The organism is Halostagnicola bangensis (assembly GCF_054653435.1).
This window is the reverse complement of the sequence record NZ_BAAIGG010000004.1, coordinates 403995-421561: the sequence shown is the minus strand read 5'-3', so window position 1 is coordinate 421561 and position 17567 is coordinate 403995. Positions and strand designations below refer to the sequence as shown.

Annotated in this window: 12 protein-coding genes; 7 read left to right on the top strand and 5 right to left on the bottom strand. The window is 60.4% G+C overall.

Annotation, left to right across the window (positions count from 1 at the left end; translation table 11 throughout):
* The first annotated feature begins 437 nt into the window (after window positions 1–437).
* Together ACYQ14_RS21625 and ACYQ14_RS21620 are read left to right on the top strand one after the other, a co-directional pair.
* Complete coding sequence (locus ACYQ14_RS21625) at window positions 438–1280, top strand: NAD-dependent epimerase/dehydratase family protein (RefSeq protein ID WP_459891376.1); 843 nt, start codon at window positions 438–440, stop codon at window positions 1278–1280.
* A gap of 61 nt (window positions 1281–1341) precedes the next feature.
* The gene (locus ACYQ14_RS21620; protein WP_459891373.1) at window positions 1342–1623 is read left to right on the top strand and encodes a ubiquitin-like small modifier protein 1; all 282 of its coding nucleotides are present in this window, start codon (window positions 1342–1344) and stop codon (window positions 1621–1623) included.
* A 17-nt stretch (window positions 1624–1640) separates the two neighbouring features.
* Here the strand turns inward: ACYQ14_RS21620 and ACYQ14_RS21615 are convergent, their stop codons facing one another.
* Window positions 1641–3311, bottom strand: a complete 1671-nt coding sequence (locus tag ACYQ14_RS21615; protein WP_459891371.1) for an aldehyde ferredoxin oxidoreductase C-terminal domain-containing protein — start codon at window positions 3309–3311, stop codon at window positions 1641–1643.
* A gap of 185 nt (window positions 3312–3496) precedes the next feature.
* Between ACYQ14_RS21615 and ACYQ14_RS21610 the strand changes: the two genes are divergently transcribed.
* Window positions 3497–5497 (top strand): beta-galactosidase, encoded by a 2001-nt coding sequence (locus ACYQ14_RS21610; RefSeq protein ID WP_459891369.1) that lies wholly within the window; start codon window positions 3497–3499, stop codon window positions 5495–5497.
* A 524-nt stretch (window positions 5498–6021) separates the two neighbouring features.
* Window positions 6022–6444: a GlcG/HbpS family heme-binding protein gene (locus tag ACYQ14_RS21605; RefSeq protein WP_459891368.1), complete on the top strand. Its 423-nt coding sequence runs from the start codon at window positions 6022–6024 to the stop codon at window positions 6442–6444.
* A gap of 543 nt (window positions 6445–6987) precedes the next feature.
* Here the strand turns inward: ACYQ14_RS21605 and ACYQ14_RS21600 are convergent.
* Window positions 6988–7263, bottom strand: coding sequence for a DUF7513 family protein (locus ACYQ14_RS21600; RefSeq protein WP_459891366.1), 276 nt, complete (start codon window positions 7261–7263; stop codon window positions 6988–6990).
* Window positions 7260–8831, bottom strand: coding sequence for a Na+/H+ antiporter NhaC family protein (locus ACYQ14_RS21595; RefSeq protein WP_459891364.1), 1572 nt, complete (start codon window positions 8829–8831; stop codon window positions 7260–7262). Before ACYQ14_RS21595 ends, ACYQ14_RS21600 begins: the two co-directional genes overlap by 4 nt.
* Before the next feature lie 187 nt (window positions 8832–9018).
* On the opposite strand from ACYQ14_RS21595, the gene ACYQ14_RS21590 reads away from it, so the two are divergent.
* The 3 genes from ACYQ14_RS21590 (at window position 9019) to ACYQ14_RS21580 (ending at window position 12415) form a co-directional block, all read left to right on the top strand.
* A complete protein-coding gene (locus ACYQ14_RS21590; RefSeq protein WP_459891362.1) occupies window positions 9019–10083 on the top strand; it encodes a pyridoxal-phosphate-dependent aminotransferase family protein in 1065 nt (354 codons plus the stop codon).
* Window positions 10084–10684: 601 nt separating this feature from the next.
* Window positions 10685–10954, top strand: a complete 270-nt coding sequence (locus tag ACYQ14_RS21585) for a hypothetical protein (protein WP_459891360.1) — start codon at window positions 10685–10687, stop codon at window positions 10952–10954.
* A gap of 249 nt (window positions 10955–11203) precedes the next feature.
* Complete coding sequence (locus tag ACYQ14_RS21580) at window positions 11204–12415, top strand: glycoside hydrolase family 88 protein (RefSeq protein WP_459891358.1); 1212 nt, start codon at window positions 11204–11206, stop codon at window positions 12413–12415.
* A 108-nt stretch (window positions 12416–12523) separates the two neighbouring features.
* Here the strand turns inward: ACYQ14_RS21580 and ACYQ14_RS21575 are convergent, their stop codons facing one another.
* Together ACYQ14_RS21575 and ACYQ14_RS21570 are read right to left on the bottom strand one after the other, a co-directional pair.
* Entirely contained in the window at window positions 12524–14350 is a 1827-nt protein-coding gene (locus tag ACYQ14_RS21575) for a DUF2264 domain-containing protein (RefSeq protein ID WP_459891356.1), read from the bottom strand.
* Between the two features lie 100 nt (window positions 14351–14450).
* Window positions 14451–17219 carry a family 78 glycoside hydrolase catalytic domain gene (locus tag ACYQ14_RS21570; RefSeq protein WP_459891354.1) on the bottom strand — a complete coding sequence of 923 codons (2769 nt, stop codon included), beginning with the start codon at window positions 17217–17219 and terminating at the stop codon, window positions 14451–14453.
* Between the last annotated feature and the right edge of the window lie 348 nt (window positions 17220–17567).

Genomic DNA, 17567 nt, shown 5'->3' with positions numbered 1-17567 from the left:
GTTTCATAGGGTCGATTGTAACTGTTTACCGGTTATTCGCCAGATCGGGGTGACGAATGGCCGGAAATGACTGACAACCGACCCTATCATGCCAGCCTCGACGAGATTACTGCGAGAAGAATATGACCAATGGTAACATAACGCTTTTAGTGGTCACTCGAGTATCGTTCGATCGTCGGGCTAAATGAAGTGACACTCCGCGTAACGCTCTCGCGCGACGCGCTTCAATGGCTTGGCAACGAGTCGTTCCATAGCACGTCTCGAGACCGGATCGGCCGCGGTTTCGGTGCCGATATCGAGTCTCCGAGGCGATCCGGATCGGACGCGATCTCCGTGACGACGCGAATCCGCGTCTTTGGGCCCGTTCGAAGTGATTTACGGCAGCGGCTGCGCTAGAAATCGAACGATTATAGTGACGCCCGTCCCTGCGTACCTCTGTGAACGTTTTATTGACTGGCGCGTACGGCCGGTGTGGAACCGCTATCATCGACCACCTCCACGACGAACCCGCCTACGAGTTTACCTATCTCGACCGGGAGGACCCCGACGGCGGCGAGGATTACGGCAGTCACGAGACCGTGGCCGCAGACGTCGCCGATGGACAGGCGCTTCGAGATGCGGCGACAGGACAGGACGCGATTATCCACCTCGCGGGCTATCCGTTTACCGACGGAACGTGGCAGGACGTTCACCAGCCAAACATCATCGGGACGCTCAACGCCCTCGAGGCGGCCCGCGAGGCCGAACTCGAGACGGTCGTCTTCGCCTCGTCGAATCACGTCATGGGGATGTACGAATCCGAAAACGCACCCGAACTGTACTTCGGAAGCGACGCTCCGTTCCGACTCTCTCAGGAGGATCCCGTTCGACCGGATTCGTACTACGGTGTCTCGAAGAGTTTCGGCGAGGACCTCTGTCGGTACTACGTCGAGAACCACGAGTACCCGAAGCGGGCCCACGCGATCCGGATCTGTAGCGTGCGCATGCCCGAGTACGACCATCCCTACGGTGACGCCGAAAACGACGTCGATAGCGGCGAATACGAACGCGGGAGCGACGAGTACGAGCAACAAGTTTCCCGTATGAAGGGGATGTGGCAATCGCGTCGCGATTTCGCTCACATGATCGACCGCTGTCTGCAGACCGACGAGAACGGGTTCGAAATCTTCAGCGGCGTCAGCGACAACGACCGGCGCTGGTACAGCATCGAAAACGCTCGAGAAACCATCGGCTACGATCCACGGGACAACGGGGAAGAGTGGGACGCGCCGCCCGAGTAAAGCGGGTCGGATCGATGGGATAGCGGCGGTTTCAAGTGAACTCGCGAGAAAGTGGCCGGTCATGCAAGTAACCTGCGAACTCTACGGGCCCCTTCGGGAAGCGGTCGGCGGAAAGTCACACGAACGCGAGGTCGAGACCGACGCGACCGTCGGTGACGTTTTCGAAGCACTCGCCGCCGAGAACCCCGAACTCGAGGGCTTCCTGTTCGATGACGAGGAAGGTTTCAGCGACTCAGTTTCCGTGATTCGAAACGGGCGAAACGTCGCGTTCGAAGATGGGATCGAAACGCCCGTCGACGAGGGGGACGTGCTTCGTGCGTCGCCGCCGGCGGAGGGCGGGTAAGATCGGGGAGAAAGTTCCTAATCAGCCTGTGCGTACTCCGCGACGGTCCCGGACGGGACCGTGCCGTCGTCGTTCCAGCCGCGGAGTTCGTAGTACTCCTCGATCGATGACTCGAGGTCCGGGAGGTCGTAGGGCAGTCGGTCCTCCTCGCCGCCGTGTCCGCGCTGGTTCCGGAAGTGGCGCTCGAGTTCGACGATCCGGGCACCGACCTCGAGGATGTCGTCGTACTCCGCGTCGAACAGCGCCTCGAATCGGTCGCTTTCGACGGCGCGACCCACGCCGAACTGGCAGATAACGCCGCTGTCGCGGAACGCGTTTCGGTTCTCGTTCTCGACCACGAGTTCCGCCTTCCCAGCGGTCCCACGGGGGTCGACGTCACCACCGTACTCGTCGGCGAGTGTTGTCGAGTACATGTGATCGCCGCCGCGGTTCGCGACGGCGTAGGACAGGCCCTGTCCATTGATCGCGCGCCCGTCGTGAGCGGCGAACTCCATACCTTTCACGGAGAAGTTCTCGACGCCGAGTTCCTCGTGGCTTCGCGCGACGCCCTCCGCCAGCAGGTCGCCTTCGTCCTCGCGGAACGCGATCTTCTCGACGATGTCGTGGACGAGTTCCGCGTTTCCGAACTCCTCTTCGCTCGCCAGATACGCCGCGACGACGTTTCCACAGGAGATCGTGTCCATGCCGTACTGGTCACACAGTTCGTTCGACTGCATCACATCGACCAGTTCGCCGACGCCGCAGTTCGAGCCAAAGGAAAAGACCGTCTCGAGTTCGGGTCCCTCGGTTTCGATCCCGGTTTCCTCGTCTCGAGTCGGCAGTTTACAGGCGAAGGCACAGACCGAACAGGAGGCCTTCTCGTACTTTTTCTCCTCGACGGCGTCGCCGCCGATATCCTCTGCGTGTTCGAACGACTGTTCGGAGAAGTATCGCGTCGGGAGCGAGAAATTGTCGTTGACGAACTCGATCGAGTTCGTCGTTCCCTGTCGGCGCATGATGTGATCGCTGGTCGCGGCTTCTCGGTGAACCGACGACTGGACGTCTTCGGCCGGTATCTCGACTTCGGGGGGCGAGTCACCCTGGAAGGTGATGCACTTGACGTTTTTCGACCCCATGACCGCGCCGAGTCCACCGCGGCCGAATGCTCGACTGTCGTAGGTCATCACGCATGCAAATCGCACGCCGTTTTCGCCCGCCGGGCCGATCGTCGCGAGGTTCTCGCTTTCGAGGCCGTGGCGTTCGTTCATCACTGCGGAAACTTCGGGGACGGTTGCCTCCTCGAGTTCGGGGACCTCCTCGAACTCGACGCCCTCGTCAGTGACGTGGACCGCAAGCAGTTCGTCGCTCGAGCCGGTGAGTTCGACCACGCTGTGACCGGTTCCGACGAAGTTTCGGGAGAGATACCCGCCTGCGTTCGCCGAGGCGACGCCGTCAGTTAGCGGGGAGAGCGCGGTGCAGTTCATTCGACCGGTAAAGCTCATCTGGGTCTGCTGGAGCGGACCGGTCGAGAAGTAGAGTCGGTTTTCCTCGCCGTACGGCTCCGCATCGAAGGGGATCCGGTCGTGCGCGAGTTTGGTTGCAACGCCTCGACCGCCGACGAATTCGGACAGTTCGTCGTCAACCGTTTCCGTCCGAGCGGCTCGGTCGCCGACATCAATCGTACACAGTGTACCTTTTGCGTGAAGCATTATCGGTGCCAACGGAGTTCGTAGTAAAAAAGGTAGGGATAACGATCGTATTATCGCGGTGAAATTGCGCGTGAGCCGAACACCAAACAGCGCTTGCGGCTTGCCGCGGGAAGTGTGGGTCCAACGGATTCCGCAGTGATCGAAACCGGAGAGTCTAAAACCGTGCTGTTTGTCGGTGGTTGTAGATGACCATAGGCGTCTGTTACTTCCCGGAACACTGGCCGGACGAACGATGGCGAACCGATATCGAGCAGATGGCCGACGCGGGAATCGAGTACGTCCGCATGGCGGAGTTTGCCTGGTCGAGACTCGAGCCCGAACGCGGCGAGTTCGATTTCGAATGGCTCGAGCGGGCGCTCGAGTTGATCGGCGAACACAATATGCAGGCGGTACTGTGTACGCCGACGGCGACGCCGCCCCGGTGGCTCGTCGACGAGCATCCAGAAATACTACAGGAGGAGCCAGACGGAACGACTCGACACTTCGGCAGTCGACGCCATTATTGCTTCAACTCTCCCGAATACGCTCGGGAAACGGACCGTATCGTCGAGCGGATGGCCGACCACTTCTCGGACCACCCGGTCGTCGCCGGCTGGCAAACCGACAACGAGTTCGGCTGTCACGGCACGGTTCGGTGTTACTGCGACGACTGCTCGAGGGCGTTCAGCGAGTGGCTCCGCGAGCGCTACGACGACATCGAGACGCTCAACGAGGAGTGGGGAACCACCTTCTGGAGCCAGCGCTACGACGCGTTCGAACAGATCGAGCCACCACGTCACACGGTAACTGATCACCACCCGTCTCTGTTGCTCGATTTCTATCGCTTCTCGAGCGACAGCGTCGTCAACTACAATGAACGACAGCTCGACGCCCTGAAGGCCGAAAACGACGACTGGTTCGTCACCCACAACTTCATGAGCCACTTCGGCGCACTCGACAGCTACGACGTCAGCGAGCGCCTCGAATTCGCCTCGTGGGACTCGTACCCCACGGGTCACGTCCAGCAACAGGGAGAACCCTCCGTCGACGAACTCCTCGCCGGCGACCCGGACGTCGTCGGACTGGATCACGACCTCTATCGGTCGGCGGCCGACGCGCCGTTCTGGGTGATGGAACAACAGCCAGGGGACATCAACTGGCCGCCGTACTCGCCACAGCCGGCCGAGGGGGCGATGCGACTGTGGGCCCACCACGCGGTCGCCCACGGTGCGGATGAAGTGGTCTACTTCCGATGGCGGCGCTGCCGTCAGGGTCAAGAACAGTACCACGCGGGGCTTCGCAACGCCGACGGCACTCCAGCGCGGGGCTACGACGACGCCTCGGCGGCAGCCTCCGAACTCGAGGAGCTTCCAGCGCTTTCGAACGTCGACGCCCCTGTCGCGATCGTCCACGAGTACGACAACCTCTGGGCGCTGGACAATCAGCCACACGCTCCCGAGTTCGACTACTGGAGTTACCTCGAGACCTACTATCGGGCGCTGCGGGCACGCGGCGTCTCGGTGGATATCGTTCCGCCAACCCGCGATCTTTCGTCGTACGACGCTGTCGTCGCACCGACGCTCCATCTCGTCGACGAGAATATCGCGGACACGCTTCGAGCCTACACAGAGGACGGCGGCGAACTCCTCCTGACGATGCGTTCGGGCGTCAAAGACCGTGCGAATAAGCTACTAAACGAACCAGCCCCGGGTCCGCTCGCGGATCTCGTTGGTGCGACGGTTACCGAGCACGGAGCGCCGCATCCGAACATGGAACGAGTACTCGAGTACGATGGCGAAACGTTCGAGTACACGGTCTGGAACGAACGTCTCGAACTCGAGTCGGCGACCGTCAAAGCGACCTATCAGGGCGGGGGAGCGCCGGGAACGCCAGCAATCACTCAAAACGAAATCGGCGACGGCTGTGTTACCTACTGCGGCGTCTGGCCCGAGAGCGAACTCGCCGACGCGCTGATTTCGACCGTCCTCGACCGGGCGGAGGTTCCGAGTACCGACGAGGCGCTCCCGACGAACGTTCGGGCGATCGAACGAGACGGGTACACGTGGGTTACGAACTTCTCAGGCGAGAAGATTACACTCGACCTTCCCGAACACGCGTCGATAATCCAGGGCGATCGAAGGGTTCCCGAATACGATCTCGCGGTCCTCGACGCGCCCGTATCCAGTATCCAGGTCGAACGCCAATAGGGGGCAGCTTCGAAGAGAGACCTACAAACAAGTGTCCGCCAATACCGGATAGAATCTGCCGTCAGCCAATATTTGTGACGAGAGCGGTTAGACGGGACCACAGGAAGGACGTATAGCACTGATTACAGTCAGTGCAAACGCGGCAATGAGAGAGTTTTATTACATCCATATATTTGTAATGGACTGTGAGCAGATCATACGGTATCGTCGGACAACGAGGTGTTTCATCGGTACCCGTTTTTGGGCGGGACTTCGTTGCAAACGCGGCGCACGCAGGACAGAATAAATGGGATCAGAACCGAAGACAAGACGAAAAGTAACCACGGAAAGACCCGAAACAGGGGTCAAGACACGGACTGACCGAACACTCAGATCAACAGCTCTCTTCGGTAATCCGATGTAGCCGGATCGCAATAGCTGTTCAGCATCATCTCTCTGGCATCGGTTGGACCTAGAAATCGGCTGACGCAGCGCCTTGCTATTCCAAAGACAGTTTATAGGGAGACGTTATAGCTGTGTGTGTAATGCAAAGCCAGCAGACGGTTTCACTAGACGAATCGAAAGAGATCTTAGACGCCGCAGAATCGAAAGCACAAGAGCTCGGAGTTCCGATGAACCTCGCCGTGACGAACAACGAAGGCAACTTGATCGGATTTCGCCGAATGGACGGTGCGAAACTCGTCGCCGCGAGTATCGCCCGCGACAAAGCCTACACCGCGGCAGCCGTCAAAAAGCCGACCGAAGATCTCAAAGAGGGATCCGAACCGGGTGGCGACGTCTACGGACTCCAATCGACGGACGACAACCGAGTCGTTACGTTCGGCGGTGGAATCCCGCTCGAGGTCGACGGCGAGGTCGTCGGTGCGGTCGGTGCAAGCGGCGGCGACGTTTCCGAGGACATCGCGATCGCCGGAGCCGGTGTCGAGGCGTTCGAAACCTCGAGGTAAGCGAGTAATCGCGTGAGTTCGTCGATTGGATTCGAATAGATCGAAGCTGGTTCGTCATGTTTGGACAACGGGCGACCGTGGGTAACTGGTTTAGAGTCGCGCTCTTTACAAATATATAATATATCTTAATATTCAATTTTGTTGGGTTTTTCGATCATCACCGGCGCAGTTGTTCGGTTCTATAGTCGTATCGAATACGACCGGTGCTTCGTTCATGAGCGAATAACCGAGGGGTATCCCGGCACCGTGGTATTTCACCGGGCTTTTAGACGTAGTCATCGGTACGACAACAATTTGTCGTCGGGTACTGTTTTTGGAGAATAAACGCCCCACATCGAAGGTCTTCGAGTTACTGTGCAGTATCGAACCTGCAATATAACCGAAAGTCGCCTATTTCAACAAGTGATTTGTAGCTTAAAGGAATTTATAAGAATACGCTGAATGACATAAATATAGTTTAATACAGAGGTATCGGATCGACGCATCGGCCGAAAAAACGAGCGGTGTGTTCGTTCGAACCCGACCGGGCGAGAGAGCGGTTCGTTACCTGGTGTAGGAACTCTCACCAACTACTTCCAGAAACTCACCGCGACCGGTCGCGGTCGCCTCGTCGAACTCGGTGATCCGAACCCGAACGCGTTTCTCGACGGTGTCAAAGCCGGCGCCTTCGACGATAAGTTCGGTGTCGCCGACGTACGCGTGGCCGTTTCCATCACCGTTCGCTTCGGCGATGAAGACGGCTATCTCGTCGCCGACATCGAACGACGGCGTGGTGCTACGGAACGTCCATCCTTTGAGGTACTTCGTGAACAAGCTCATATTCGTGCCACCTCCTCGCTTTCGCGGTCGGTAACGTACTCTCTCCCGAACCCGGTGATCGCTGCGATAACGAAGACTGCGACCAACAGCCAACCCTGAAAGACGAACGGAACCACGTCGATGGGCGTAACGAGCATGTCCGCCTCAAGCCAGTCGTAGGCCTCGGGGAGATCCCGCATCGCCGTATAGCCAGCCAGCACACCCCCGGACCACGGGAAAATGTAGCCGAGTGCGGCGGTCTGTCCGTCCAGAATATTCGCCCGGCGGTAGCCGTTCAAGTTGAACCGCTCACCGATCTTCGAGATGTAGGGGCCGATCGCGACCTCCGCGGCCGTATTGATAGTGATGACGCCGTTGATCAGCGCCGCGGAGCCGACCATCGTCAGTTCGGCGTTGCGAACGTTCGTCGCGAGGTTCTCGATCGACCACTCGAGGATCGCATCGAACGCGCCGCCTCGTATCATGATCTGTGCCGCCGCGATGATAAACAACACGAGGATCGCGAGTTCGAAGAAGCCCGATGCGCCAGCAATGAGGCTCCCACTTACGCCGACCGCGTCGGCGTCCTCGACGACCGTCAAAAACGGAAGCGCGTCTAGCGGCTCGGCAAAGGGGGCATCCGGTGGGGCGTTGAACGAAATGATCTCGCCGACCGTCGTCAACTCGAGAACGAGATTGGCGACGATCGCGGTCACGATTCCCCAGGAAATGGCTTCGACGATGTGACGTCCTGCAACGGCGGTCCCGATGACGACACCCATCGAGACGAGGTGAACGAGACCGATCACCTGGCTTTCTTGGTCGAGGATCGCCTGCGCATCGACGCCGATATCGAGACCGGTCATCGCCGAGCCGGCCACGAGGTACCCGCCGAACGCGACGACTGCAGCGATGATCACGTACTTGAATCGAGAGGCGACGACGCCGCCGATATCGGAGTCCTGCGTGACGGCACTAACGATCGTCGTGTCGCTTACTGGTGCGAGGTTGTCGCCGAAAATCGCCCCCGACAGGATCGCACCGAACATGAGGACGGGATTTGCTCCGAGTAAGATGCCAGCGGGGAAAAACAGGATGACGAACGCAACTGCCGCCCCGTATCCGGTCCCGATACCTGTCGTGAACAGCGCCGCCAGTACGAACGTCACCGCGGGGAACAGCGTTGCCCCGATCCCGGCGATATCAGCGAGCCAGATCAATCCACCGACGAACCCTCCGTCCTGAAGCAGTTCGGCGAACATCCCGGCCCAGATCCAGGCGACGATAGCCGTCACCGCCACGGGTTGAGTCATCCCTTCGAAAATCGTGTTCGCGTAGGACGCCCAATCGCCGCGGACGAAGAACATTCCCGCGATAAGCCCAATCAGAATGCCGACGATCAACCCGCTCTCAGACTGGATGCGCAACAGCGCAGTCTGAAAAATTGCCCAAACGATGAAAAACACGATCGGCAGGGCGCTCGTCCCTCTGCCACCGTAAAATGATATTCGTGGTTTGGTATCGTCGTCACCCTGGACGAATGAATCGGTTGGATCGCCTGTCGACGAAGTATCATCGATTCCGCTCATTGGAAATCACGATTCGTATAACTAAATCGATCTTGATAAGTCTTACCAGAGGTGCCCCCAGATAGTCATAGCGTACGGAAATACAACACTCGAGGAGACCGAGCCGAGAGGAAGACCAAGTCGAGCGGAAGACCGAGGGAGTTACCCGACCGCAAGCGGCTAATGACTGGAGGTCGCACGGATAGACATGCAATTCACACCCGGACCGACGACGGTGCCGCCGGCAGTACGGGAGGCGATGGCATCCGAGCAACCGAACCCGGATATCGAAGCCGCGTTCGCAACCCGCTACGACGAGACATGTACGAAACTGGCGGAAATATACGGAACGGCCCACGATATCGTCGTCCTCGGTGGCGAGGGAATCCTCGGGCTCGAGACGGCGATCTCCTCGCTGGTTTCGCCCGGCGACCGCGTCCTCTGTCTCTCTAACGGGGTCTACGGCGACGGGTTTGCGGATTTCGTCGACGCTTCCGACGGTGACGCGACGCTCGTTTCCGGGTCGTACAACGAGGGGTATGATATCGATGCCATCAAAGCGACACTCGAGTCGGCAGCGGCCGCTGACGATCCGTTTTCGCTCGCGACACTGGTTCACTGCGAAACGCCGACGGGTGCGCTCAACGATTTGGGGCCCGTTCTGGACCTCCTCGAGGAGTACGACGTCCTCAGCGTCGTCGACGCCGTCTCGTCGCTCGGCGGGACGTCTGTTCCAACCGATCGAATCGATGTCTGTCTCGGGGCCTCCCAGAAGTGTTTCAGCGCGCCGCCGGGGCTGACGACTGCGGCGATCAGCGATCGAGCCTGGGACCGGATGGAAGAGCGAGAGCCGGCCTCGCTGTATACCAATTTTCTTCCGTGGCGGGACGTCTCCGATGGGTTTCCCTACACCCACCTCAGCGCGAACATCGCCGCACTCGAGACAGCGCTCGACTTGCTCCTCGAGGAAGGACTCGAGAACGTCTTCGCTCGTCACGAGAACGCAGCGACGCGGTGTCGCGAACGCGGTTCCGAACTGGGCCTCGAGTGCTACACCGACCCCGAACTGCAGTCGCCGACCGTGACGGCGTTTCGTCTGCCGGGAGAAGCGAAACGAGTACAGCGACGAATCGCAGAAGAAGAGAGCGTCGTCTTGGCGACCGGACTCGGAGAACTGGCCGACGACATCCTTCGGATCGGGCACATGGGATACAATGCCGACGTTGAGAAAGTAGATCATGTAATGGATGCACTCGAAGCCGTTCTCGAGTGAGTTTTGAGCAGTACTGAAGTAGTTGGGTTTTTCGGTGTTATGTATATATCATTGTATATTACTCACAAGCCACTTTAGTAGTGGAATAGTAGTACAATTCTGATTTATTATAAAATTCCTCGGATCAACCATACAATACCCAGTAGTTGGGGGAGAAAAAGCCATACATTCTCGATTTTCGAGTGAAATATACCAAAAGGGTCTCTCTTCACCAATTTTCAAATTTTGGCTACGGAAGCCACCGGAGAACACGTGGAGGTAAATGCCACGAGTATCCGCTAGAGGATTCTATAACCGGTAATCAGTTAAACTGAACCAATGTGGATCATCGATATTCGAAGAGAATTCACCATATTATATTGTTCTGAACATTCAATATTACTTAGAGCCAGCGATGGCAGTAACTTATTATGAAACGCCCACGGGAGTGTCCATCTAAAGAGATAGTTACCGACGGATGAAGAAGTCAATTGCGAGCCATTTAGAAGGGGACCGCAAGTGAGCCATCAGACAGTGGGTCGACAGTATCACAACGGGTTTACTCCGTAGAAATCGATCAATCTCCCGAAACAGATAACATCGTTCGGAATGATATCGAAACATGTCCGTCGATGCCACTGACGAGCAGCGTTCGAACCAGTCCAACTCGACCAGCGCCGCATCTTCGTTCGGCCTGGGACTCGCCGAACCGCTTCGCGGGTCGCGTTCGATACAGGTCGCCCTGATCGGGTTGGTAGTGACCGTCGTCGCGGCCATCGTCAACACAGGCGTGTGGCCGGCAATTATCGGCGTCTGGGGAATCGGCCTCATCCTGATCGGTGTGATTTCTCACCTGGCAATCCGGTACTCACGGCGCAGTTCTCGAGACTGAGAAACGATCGGTGCCGCTCTCGGACCATCAGCACTCGTTTGGCACCGGCGGCGATTCGCCGCCGGACCGAGCCGACTCGTTGAACTGTCGACCTACGGACGAGCGACGAACATCCCCCGGAAACGATGGTGACCGTTCGCGAATCCGACCCTCGAGACTGACAATTCTCGTGTCCGCCGTCGACGATCACACTCGAGAGCGGTTGTAACCGTCGATACGTTTATTAAAAATAGTCGTGTGGTCTATCGTATGACGCGAAATTCCTCGGCACCCATAGCTGACGTTTCCGATCCGGGCGTCCCGAGTCGGTACGACGGGTGTCGATCGGCCCCCGAATCAACATTCCGTGGGGCATTGATTGACGCGCTCGACGGGATCGATTCCAATCTGACGACGTTTCACGATCGGTTCCCGACGGCCTCGAGCGACGACCTCGTCTATCCGTCGACGGACAACTCGAAGGGGTGGACCAGCGGATTCTGGACCGGGCAGTGTTGGCTCGCCTATGAGGTAACTGGAGACGAGCGGTATCGAAATGCGGCACAAACGCAACTCGAGACGTTCGATCGACGGCTCGAGGACGGCGACGTGGAGACACACGATTTGGGATTTCTCTACACGCTCTCGGCGGTCCCCGGCTATCGACTGACCGGCAAGTTCGAGTACCGGGAACTCGCGGTCGCCGCCGCGGAGTTGCTGGCAGATCGATACTGGGATGACCTGGGATTGATCCAGGCGTGGGGACCGCTCGACGCGTCGGCACCCGACGAGTGGGTGCAGGGCCGGATAATCGCCGACACCATGATGAATCTCCCGTTGCTGTTCTGGGCCAGCGGGGTCACCGACGAGCAACGGTACGCGACGATAGCCGACGCCCACGCCCGAACGAACGTGCGACACATCGTCAGGGATGACGCCTCGACCGCTCACACGTTCAAATCCGATATCGAGTCGGGAGCGCCACTCGGCGTGGAAACCCACCAGGGATACGCCGATGACTCCTGCTGGGCGCGCGGCCAGGCGTGGCAGCTCTACGGATACGCGATCGCGGCGACGTACACGGGCGAGTCCGCCTACGCCGAGCTCGCGTCGAAGCTGGCCAACTACTACCTCGAGCGCGTCGAAGCGGATCACGTTCCGCAGTGGGATTTCGACGCCCCGGCCGACGACGGAGTACGTGACTCTTCGGCCGCCGCAATCGCCGCGTGCGGCCTCGACGAACTCTCGAGGATCCTCCCGAGCGCTGACGATCGAACACGCCAGTATCGCAACGCCGCCCTCGAGACGCTCGAGTCGCTCGCCGGGAACTACACCACGGATCCCGACGACTCGAACGGGCTTCTAATGGAGGGTGCGTACCATCGGACCGACGACGACTTCGACGAGTGTTGTCTCTGGGGCGATTACTTCTACGTCGAGGGGTTGGTTCGGGCGACCGAACAGTGGGAGCGATACTGGTAGGGGCGAAAACCATCGTCTCCCGCAGTGTCGACTCGTTCGACCGCAGATCTAGACCGGTTACAGACTCGACGGCAATGACGGTCTGTGCCGTCTGGACGGAAGCGTTCACTATTCGCGTTCACGTCGAATCAGTTCCTCGCCGTCGGCGTCGGTCACGACGAGCGGGGCGGCAGACGCGAGTTGCGGTGCCCGATTCCATCGGTCGTCGCCGTCGGCGCGAGCCGCCGTGACTGCCCCAACTAGCCAGTGAGTTCCCGGCTCATGCTCTCCGACGAGCATCGGCACGACCGTTCGCGGGTGACAGACGTTCGTGTTCGGATCCTGCCCCGTGGTTTTGCCCTCGCGTCGTTCGAAGAGATCACGAATGCCGCTCGTTCCCCCCGGCGACCGACACCGCGCGCTCCCGCCGCCTGTTTGGTTCCCGTTGTGCTCCGATCTATCGGCATCGTTCCGGGGCAACGCAAAGCCGCCCTCGGCGCTGTGGACCGGTCGATCCGTCTCGAGCCGGTGGACGCGGACGTGCCACGGGGTGGCGGGAGCGAGCCACGTTTCGACGCGGACGTCGTCCCAGGGAGTCCACCGGGAGTAAAGCGTTCCGTCCCGGACGGCAGTTTCGTCGACTGCGAGTCGGATTCGGTAGTTTTTGCCGTCTTCACTCAGCGCGAGCGCGCTGTCGTGACCTGCTCCCTCGAGGCCCGACCGACGGCTTTGGACGCTGAATCCGAACGCGTTCGAGTAAGCGAATTTGGTGTACTTCTCGAGGTAGGGGGTCGACTGCCCCGCCGCGAGCGCGTAGTGATGATCGGCCGTCCGATCCCGACAGACGACCAGTTTCGGTTCGGATTGGACCACCTGCTCGGGTAACTCCGAAAGCGGCTTGGGATCCGCCTGCCAGAAGGGGTGATCCGACTCGAGCGCAAGCGGGAGAAATACCTTGAGCGCCCAGTAGGGCGAACTGGGCGAGTTGTACGGCTCGCTCACCTTCAGCGTCGGGTACCGATAGCCGACCGAGAGCACGCCGCCGTCGGTGAAGATTGGCTGGGTAGCCCACCACCGAAGGTTTCGGAGCCACAACCCCTTGATCTCACCCCACGGGAGCGCTTTAACGTCTGCGAACGCGAGCGCACCCCAGAACGCCGCCTGTGCGAATCGGTAGGTCAGACTCCGACCGTAGGGAAGCGCGGCACCGTCCTGGCGGAACCAGTGTCTAAACTGCGGCGCGAACTCGACGGCTCGCTCGCGAAAGCGGTCGGCTCGGTCGGGGTCGTTCTCCTGGGCGACCGTCGCGTAGATGAGTCCATACGTGTGCATCGCCCAGGGAATGTAGTAATCTCGCGCGCTCTCGTCGGGCGGTCCGTCCGCGTACCAGCCGTCTCCGATCGCGAACGACTCGAGTTTGTCGAGCGTTTCCCGGGACAGTTCGCGGTCGTACTCCACCCCGACGCGCTCGAGCCCGAGGTGAACCAGCTCTCGGAAGAACAGCCAGTTACAGTCATAGAGCGAGGCGTCGTCCACCTGTCGGAGGTACGTTGCGAGGCGATCCTTCGTCTCCGCCTCGAAGGGGTCCCAGAGGATTTCGGGAACGAGCGCAAGTCCGAATCCGATGGCGGCGGTTTCGACGTGTTTCTGGGAGTTGTCACCCGCAGGCCCCCAGTACTCCGGATGGTCCGGGTCGGTACCGTGTTTGAGCCCCTCGCGGATCCGCGGCCAGCCCTCGAAGTCGCCGCCGCCGGCGGCGAGCGGCGCGAGTCCCCACAGCGGACGAGCGAATCCCTCCAGATCCGCCGCCGTATCGGGAAACCAGGCGCTCGACGACCCGGGCTTCACGCGAGCGGAGCCTGGGCTACGGTGTGTCTCGAGTGGATCGACCAACTGTCGAACGGCTCGTTGAACGTCGGTTCGTGACGCTAACGGATTGTCGGCGAGGGAGTTCATACAGGAGACTCTCAAGCGAATCAGTTAACCCTTCCGCGCCAACCGTTTTGTCGCGTATCGCTGATCGACCGCTCGTCGGGCGATTCGACTCGATCACGGATTACTCGGGTTCGAACCGGTACCGACCGGATTCGACATCGACGGAAACCGTCTCGCCGAAACGAGTTCCGGTGACGCCCTCGGGAGCCGGTTTCGATAACGGAGCCGATTTCGACGACGGAGCCGGTTTCGATGACGAAGCGTCATCCGCCGTCAACACCGTGCCGTTGACTCGCACGGCGTCGGCGGCGACGGGGACGGTCACGGAGGCGGTCGCGTTCCAGGGCACCGTCACCTTGAGGTCGAACGTCTCGCCCTCCCGACTCCAGGAGACGTCCACCGTTCCCCGTTCGGTTGGAACACGGCCGGACGCGGCCTCGAGCCCCGACGCTGGTGGGCGAATCTCGAGGTGGCTTCCTTCGCGCTCTGCGAGTCGAACTCCGAGTAAGGCGCGCTGGATGCTCACCAGAACCGGTCCGCCCATCGCGTGGGATTCGCTCCGGTTTCGCCGCTCGCTCGTCGGGAGGTCGGGATCGCGACAATGCCAGGTTTCCCAGGTGAACGTCCCACCCTGCTCGAGGATGTTCGCCCAGCCGTCGTCGTCGGGGTTCGTCAGCAGATCGACCAGCGCGTCGGTTCGATCCGCGGCCTCGAGCGCTTCACAGAGCCACGGAACCATCATCGGTCCCATTTGCATACCCATTTCCGCGACGTGGTCGGCAACTCCGTCGATTGCCTCGTCGGGGACGAGTCCAAACGCGAGTGCGAAGGCGTTGGCGTGCTGGGACCGACTCTCGCTCCTTCCGGAGGCTCCACAGCCGTCGACGTACAATTCCCCGTCGAAGAGGTGTTCCTGAACGGCGGACTCGAGGGCCGCCCGCCGTTCACGATAGCGCTCGAGTTCTCCGCCGGGACACTCGAGTTCCTCGGCGATGGCCGCGGCTTTGGCGAAAGCGTTGGCACCGAGAATGTTGATCGTCGTCCGGGCGGGCCAGTCCCGATCGTAACCGTAGCGCATCTCGGGGGGCCAGTCGACGATCCCCTCCTCGTAGGGACCCCCCTCGCCGCCCGAGAGGTTCATCACGAGACCGGTTTCCGCGTCGACGTGGTCGGCGATGTACTCGGTGATCGCTCGCACGACGGGGTAAGCGGCCTCGAGGATCGCCCGGTCGCCAGATATCCAATAGTACTGCCAGACCCACTCGGGAAAGGCTTCGGTGAAGTCGGGAATGTCGCGCTTGCCGTCGCCGTTGGGATAAACGGCGTTTATCCGCCCCTCGGCCTCCCAGTAGCGGTAGTGCGAGCGAACGAATTCCCGAATCGCCTGGCGGGTTAGCGCACGCTCTCCGAACGCGCGCGTCGACACCGTAGAGATATTCAGCGCGTCCACGAGGAATTGTCCTTTCTCCCGCGTCGGCGTATCGATGAACTGCTCTTGACACCCATAGAGCGTCGAGTGGCGCGCGAGATTGAAAACATCGTCGACGGTTTCGTTGGACGATTCGAAGGTCGCCGCGTGCTCGTCGGGTACCTCATTGTGAAGCGCCCGAAGCGCCACCTGTTCGGGATCGAGTTCCTCGCCCGGCGCGTCGATCTGCAGGTACCGAACGCCGAGGTAATTAAACGGCCGGAACGTGCACTCACCGTCGCGCTGGACGTACACATAGTGCATGTCGGTCCACTGGGTCCCCTCCTGTTCGTCCACCATTCTGTCAGCTCGGAGGCGATATCCCGCCCGCACGTCGACGCGGTGGCCTGCAGTTCCGCCCTCGAACGTGATCTCTGGGATCCCGGCGTAGATCCGACCGAAGTCGGCGACGTAGGTCTCGTCGTCGACCCTGGTTACGGTCACCGGTTCGACCTGCGAGCCGACGACCTCGCGATCCTGGGCAATGAGTCGCTCCCAGGGCTCGGTCGGGTGCCGGCCGATGACACCGGCAGGCTTCCACGTCTCGTCGTCGAACCCCGGTTCGGCCCAGTCCGGCGGCACATCGCGGCCGTCGATACGTTCGACCGCCTCACCGACTTCTTCGTTCCGTACCGGGGCGTCCTCGTCCCATTCGGCTTCGCGAAGTCGCCACGCTTCGTCGGTGACTATCGTGCGTTCGCTCCCATCGGCGAATTCGATCTCGAGTTGGCAGAGAAAGCCGGGCTCGCCCGTTGGACGTCCCTGTCCCTCTCCGTGCCACGTAAAGAGCGCGCCGACCGCGTTCTCGCCGGTCTCGAGCGCATCGGCCAGATCGATCGTCTTGTAGTAGTGGTGATCGGGATAGGAAAACGACTGACCGCGATCGACCCGCTCGCCGTTGACCGAGAGTTCGTACTGGTGGGAAGCGGCCACGGAGGCGCGGGCTCGTTCGACGGAAGCGTCGTCGGGGAGGGCGAACTCGCGGCGGGCGTAGGTGAACTGTCCGCGTTCGAAGTCGGTTGCACCGTCGATATCGATCTCGGAGGGACGGCGGATCCAGTTTGCGTCCCAATCATCCGACTCGAGCAACCCCATTCCCCACATCGCCGGATCGCTCCAGGGACTTTCGTCGTCGTCGTCCCAGATGCGCACCTTCCAGTGGTAGTCCGTGCCGGACTCGAGCGTCGGTCCGTCGTAGGGTATCGAAGGTTGCGGGCTCTTCTGCTTGCCAGTGTCCCAAACTTCTCCCTCGTCGTCGGCCAGTCGTTCCCGACTCGAGGCGACGAGTACGCGGTAAGCGGTCTGGTGTGCACCGCATTGGTCCGTGTCGACCCGCCAGCGGAGGTCGGGCTCGCGCTCGTCGATGCCGGGCGGATCCGAGACGAATTCGGTTCGGAGATCGGTCGGCCGGGTCAGCGTCATCTACGTAGTTCTTTTCCGGCGACTCAGTAATACGTACCGGGATACTCAACGAGGGTGCCGGCGCGAATGAGTGTCTGCCGAGACAACTACCGTTATACGCCGACACGTCCCTGAGCGGGTAAATCGCGATCGAAATCGTCCCGTGAACGCCCGACACCCAATCCACCGAGCCGACCCGCGCGACCCTCGAGGCCGACGGCGAGGAAGGAGACGTCGAATCCGGTGTTCTACACTGATGTGAAACCAGTATTATAAATAGCGCACTGTTGACTCGGCCCGCGGTATAGGAGGCCACTCGAACGCTAATCGACGACGGAACCACGTCGGAGAGTCCGTCCGGAGACGGCG

What these genes read in the sequence shown, in the direction of transcription:
- ACYQ14_RS21585 (WP_459891360.1), top strand. Translation starts at nt 10,685, where the DNA reads ATGTCCGTCGATGCCACTGACGAGCAGCGTTCGAACCAGTCCAACTCG.
- ACYQ14_RS21570 (WP_459891354.1), bottom strand. Translation starts at nt 17,219, where the DNA reads ATGACGCTGACCCGGCCGACCGATCTCCGAACCGAATTCGTCTCGGAT.
- ACYQ14_RS21595 (WP_459891364.1), bottom strand. Translation starts at nt 8,831, where the DNA reads ATGAGCGGAATCGATGATACTTCGTCGACAGGCGATCCAACCGATTCA.
- ACYQ14_RS21620 (WP_459891373.1), top strand. Translation starts at nt 1,342, where the DNA reads ATGCAAGTAACCTGCGAACTCTACGGGCCCCTTCGGGAAGCGGTCGGC.
- ACYQ14_RS21590 (WP_459891362.1), top strand. Translation starts at nt 9,019, where the DNA reads ATGCAATTCACACCCGGACCGACGACGGTGCCGCCGGCAGTACGGGAG.
- ACYQ14_RS21580 (WP_459891358.1), top strand. Translation starts at nt 11,204, where the DNA reads ATGACGCGAAATTCCTCGGCACCCATAGCTGACGTTTCCGATCCGGGC.
- ACYQ14_RS21600 (WP_459891366.1), bottom strand. Translation starts at nt 7,263, where the DNA reads ATGAGCTTGTTCACGAAGTACCTCAAAGGATGGACGTTCCGTAGCACC.
- ACYQ14_RS21605 (WP_459891368.1), top strand. Translation starts at nt 6,022, where the DNA reads ATGCAAAGCCAGCAGACGGTTTCACTAGACGAATCGAAAGAGATCTTA.
- ACYQ14_RS21575 (WP_459891356.1), bottom strand. Translation starts at nt 14,350, where the DNA reads ATGAACTCCCTCGCCGACAATCCGTTAGCGTCACGAACCGACGTTCAA.
- ACYQ14_RS21615 (WP_459891371.1), bottom strand. Translation starts at nt 3,311, where the DNA reads ATGCTTCACGCAAAAGGTACACTGTGTACGATTGATGTCGGCGACCGA.
- ACYQ14_RS21610 (WP_459891369.1), top strand. Translation starts at nt 3,497, where the DNA reads ATGACCATAGGCGTCTGTTACTTCCCGGAACACTGGCCGGACGAACGA.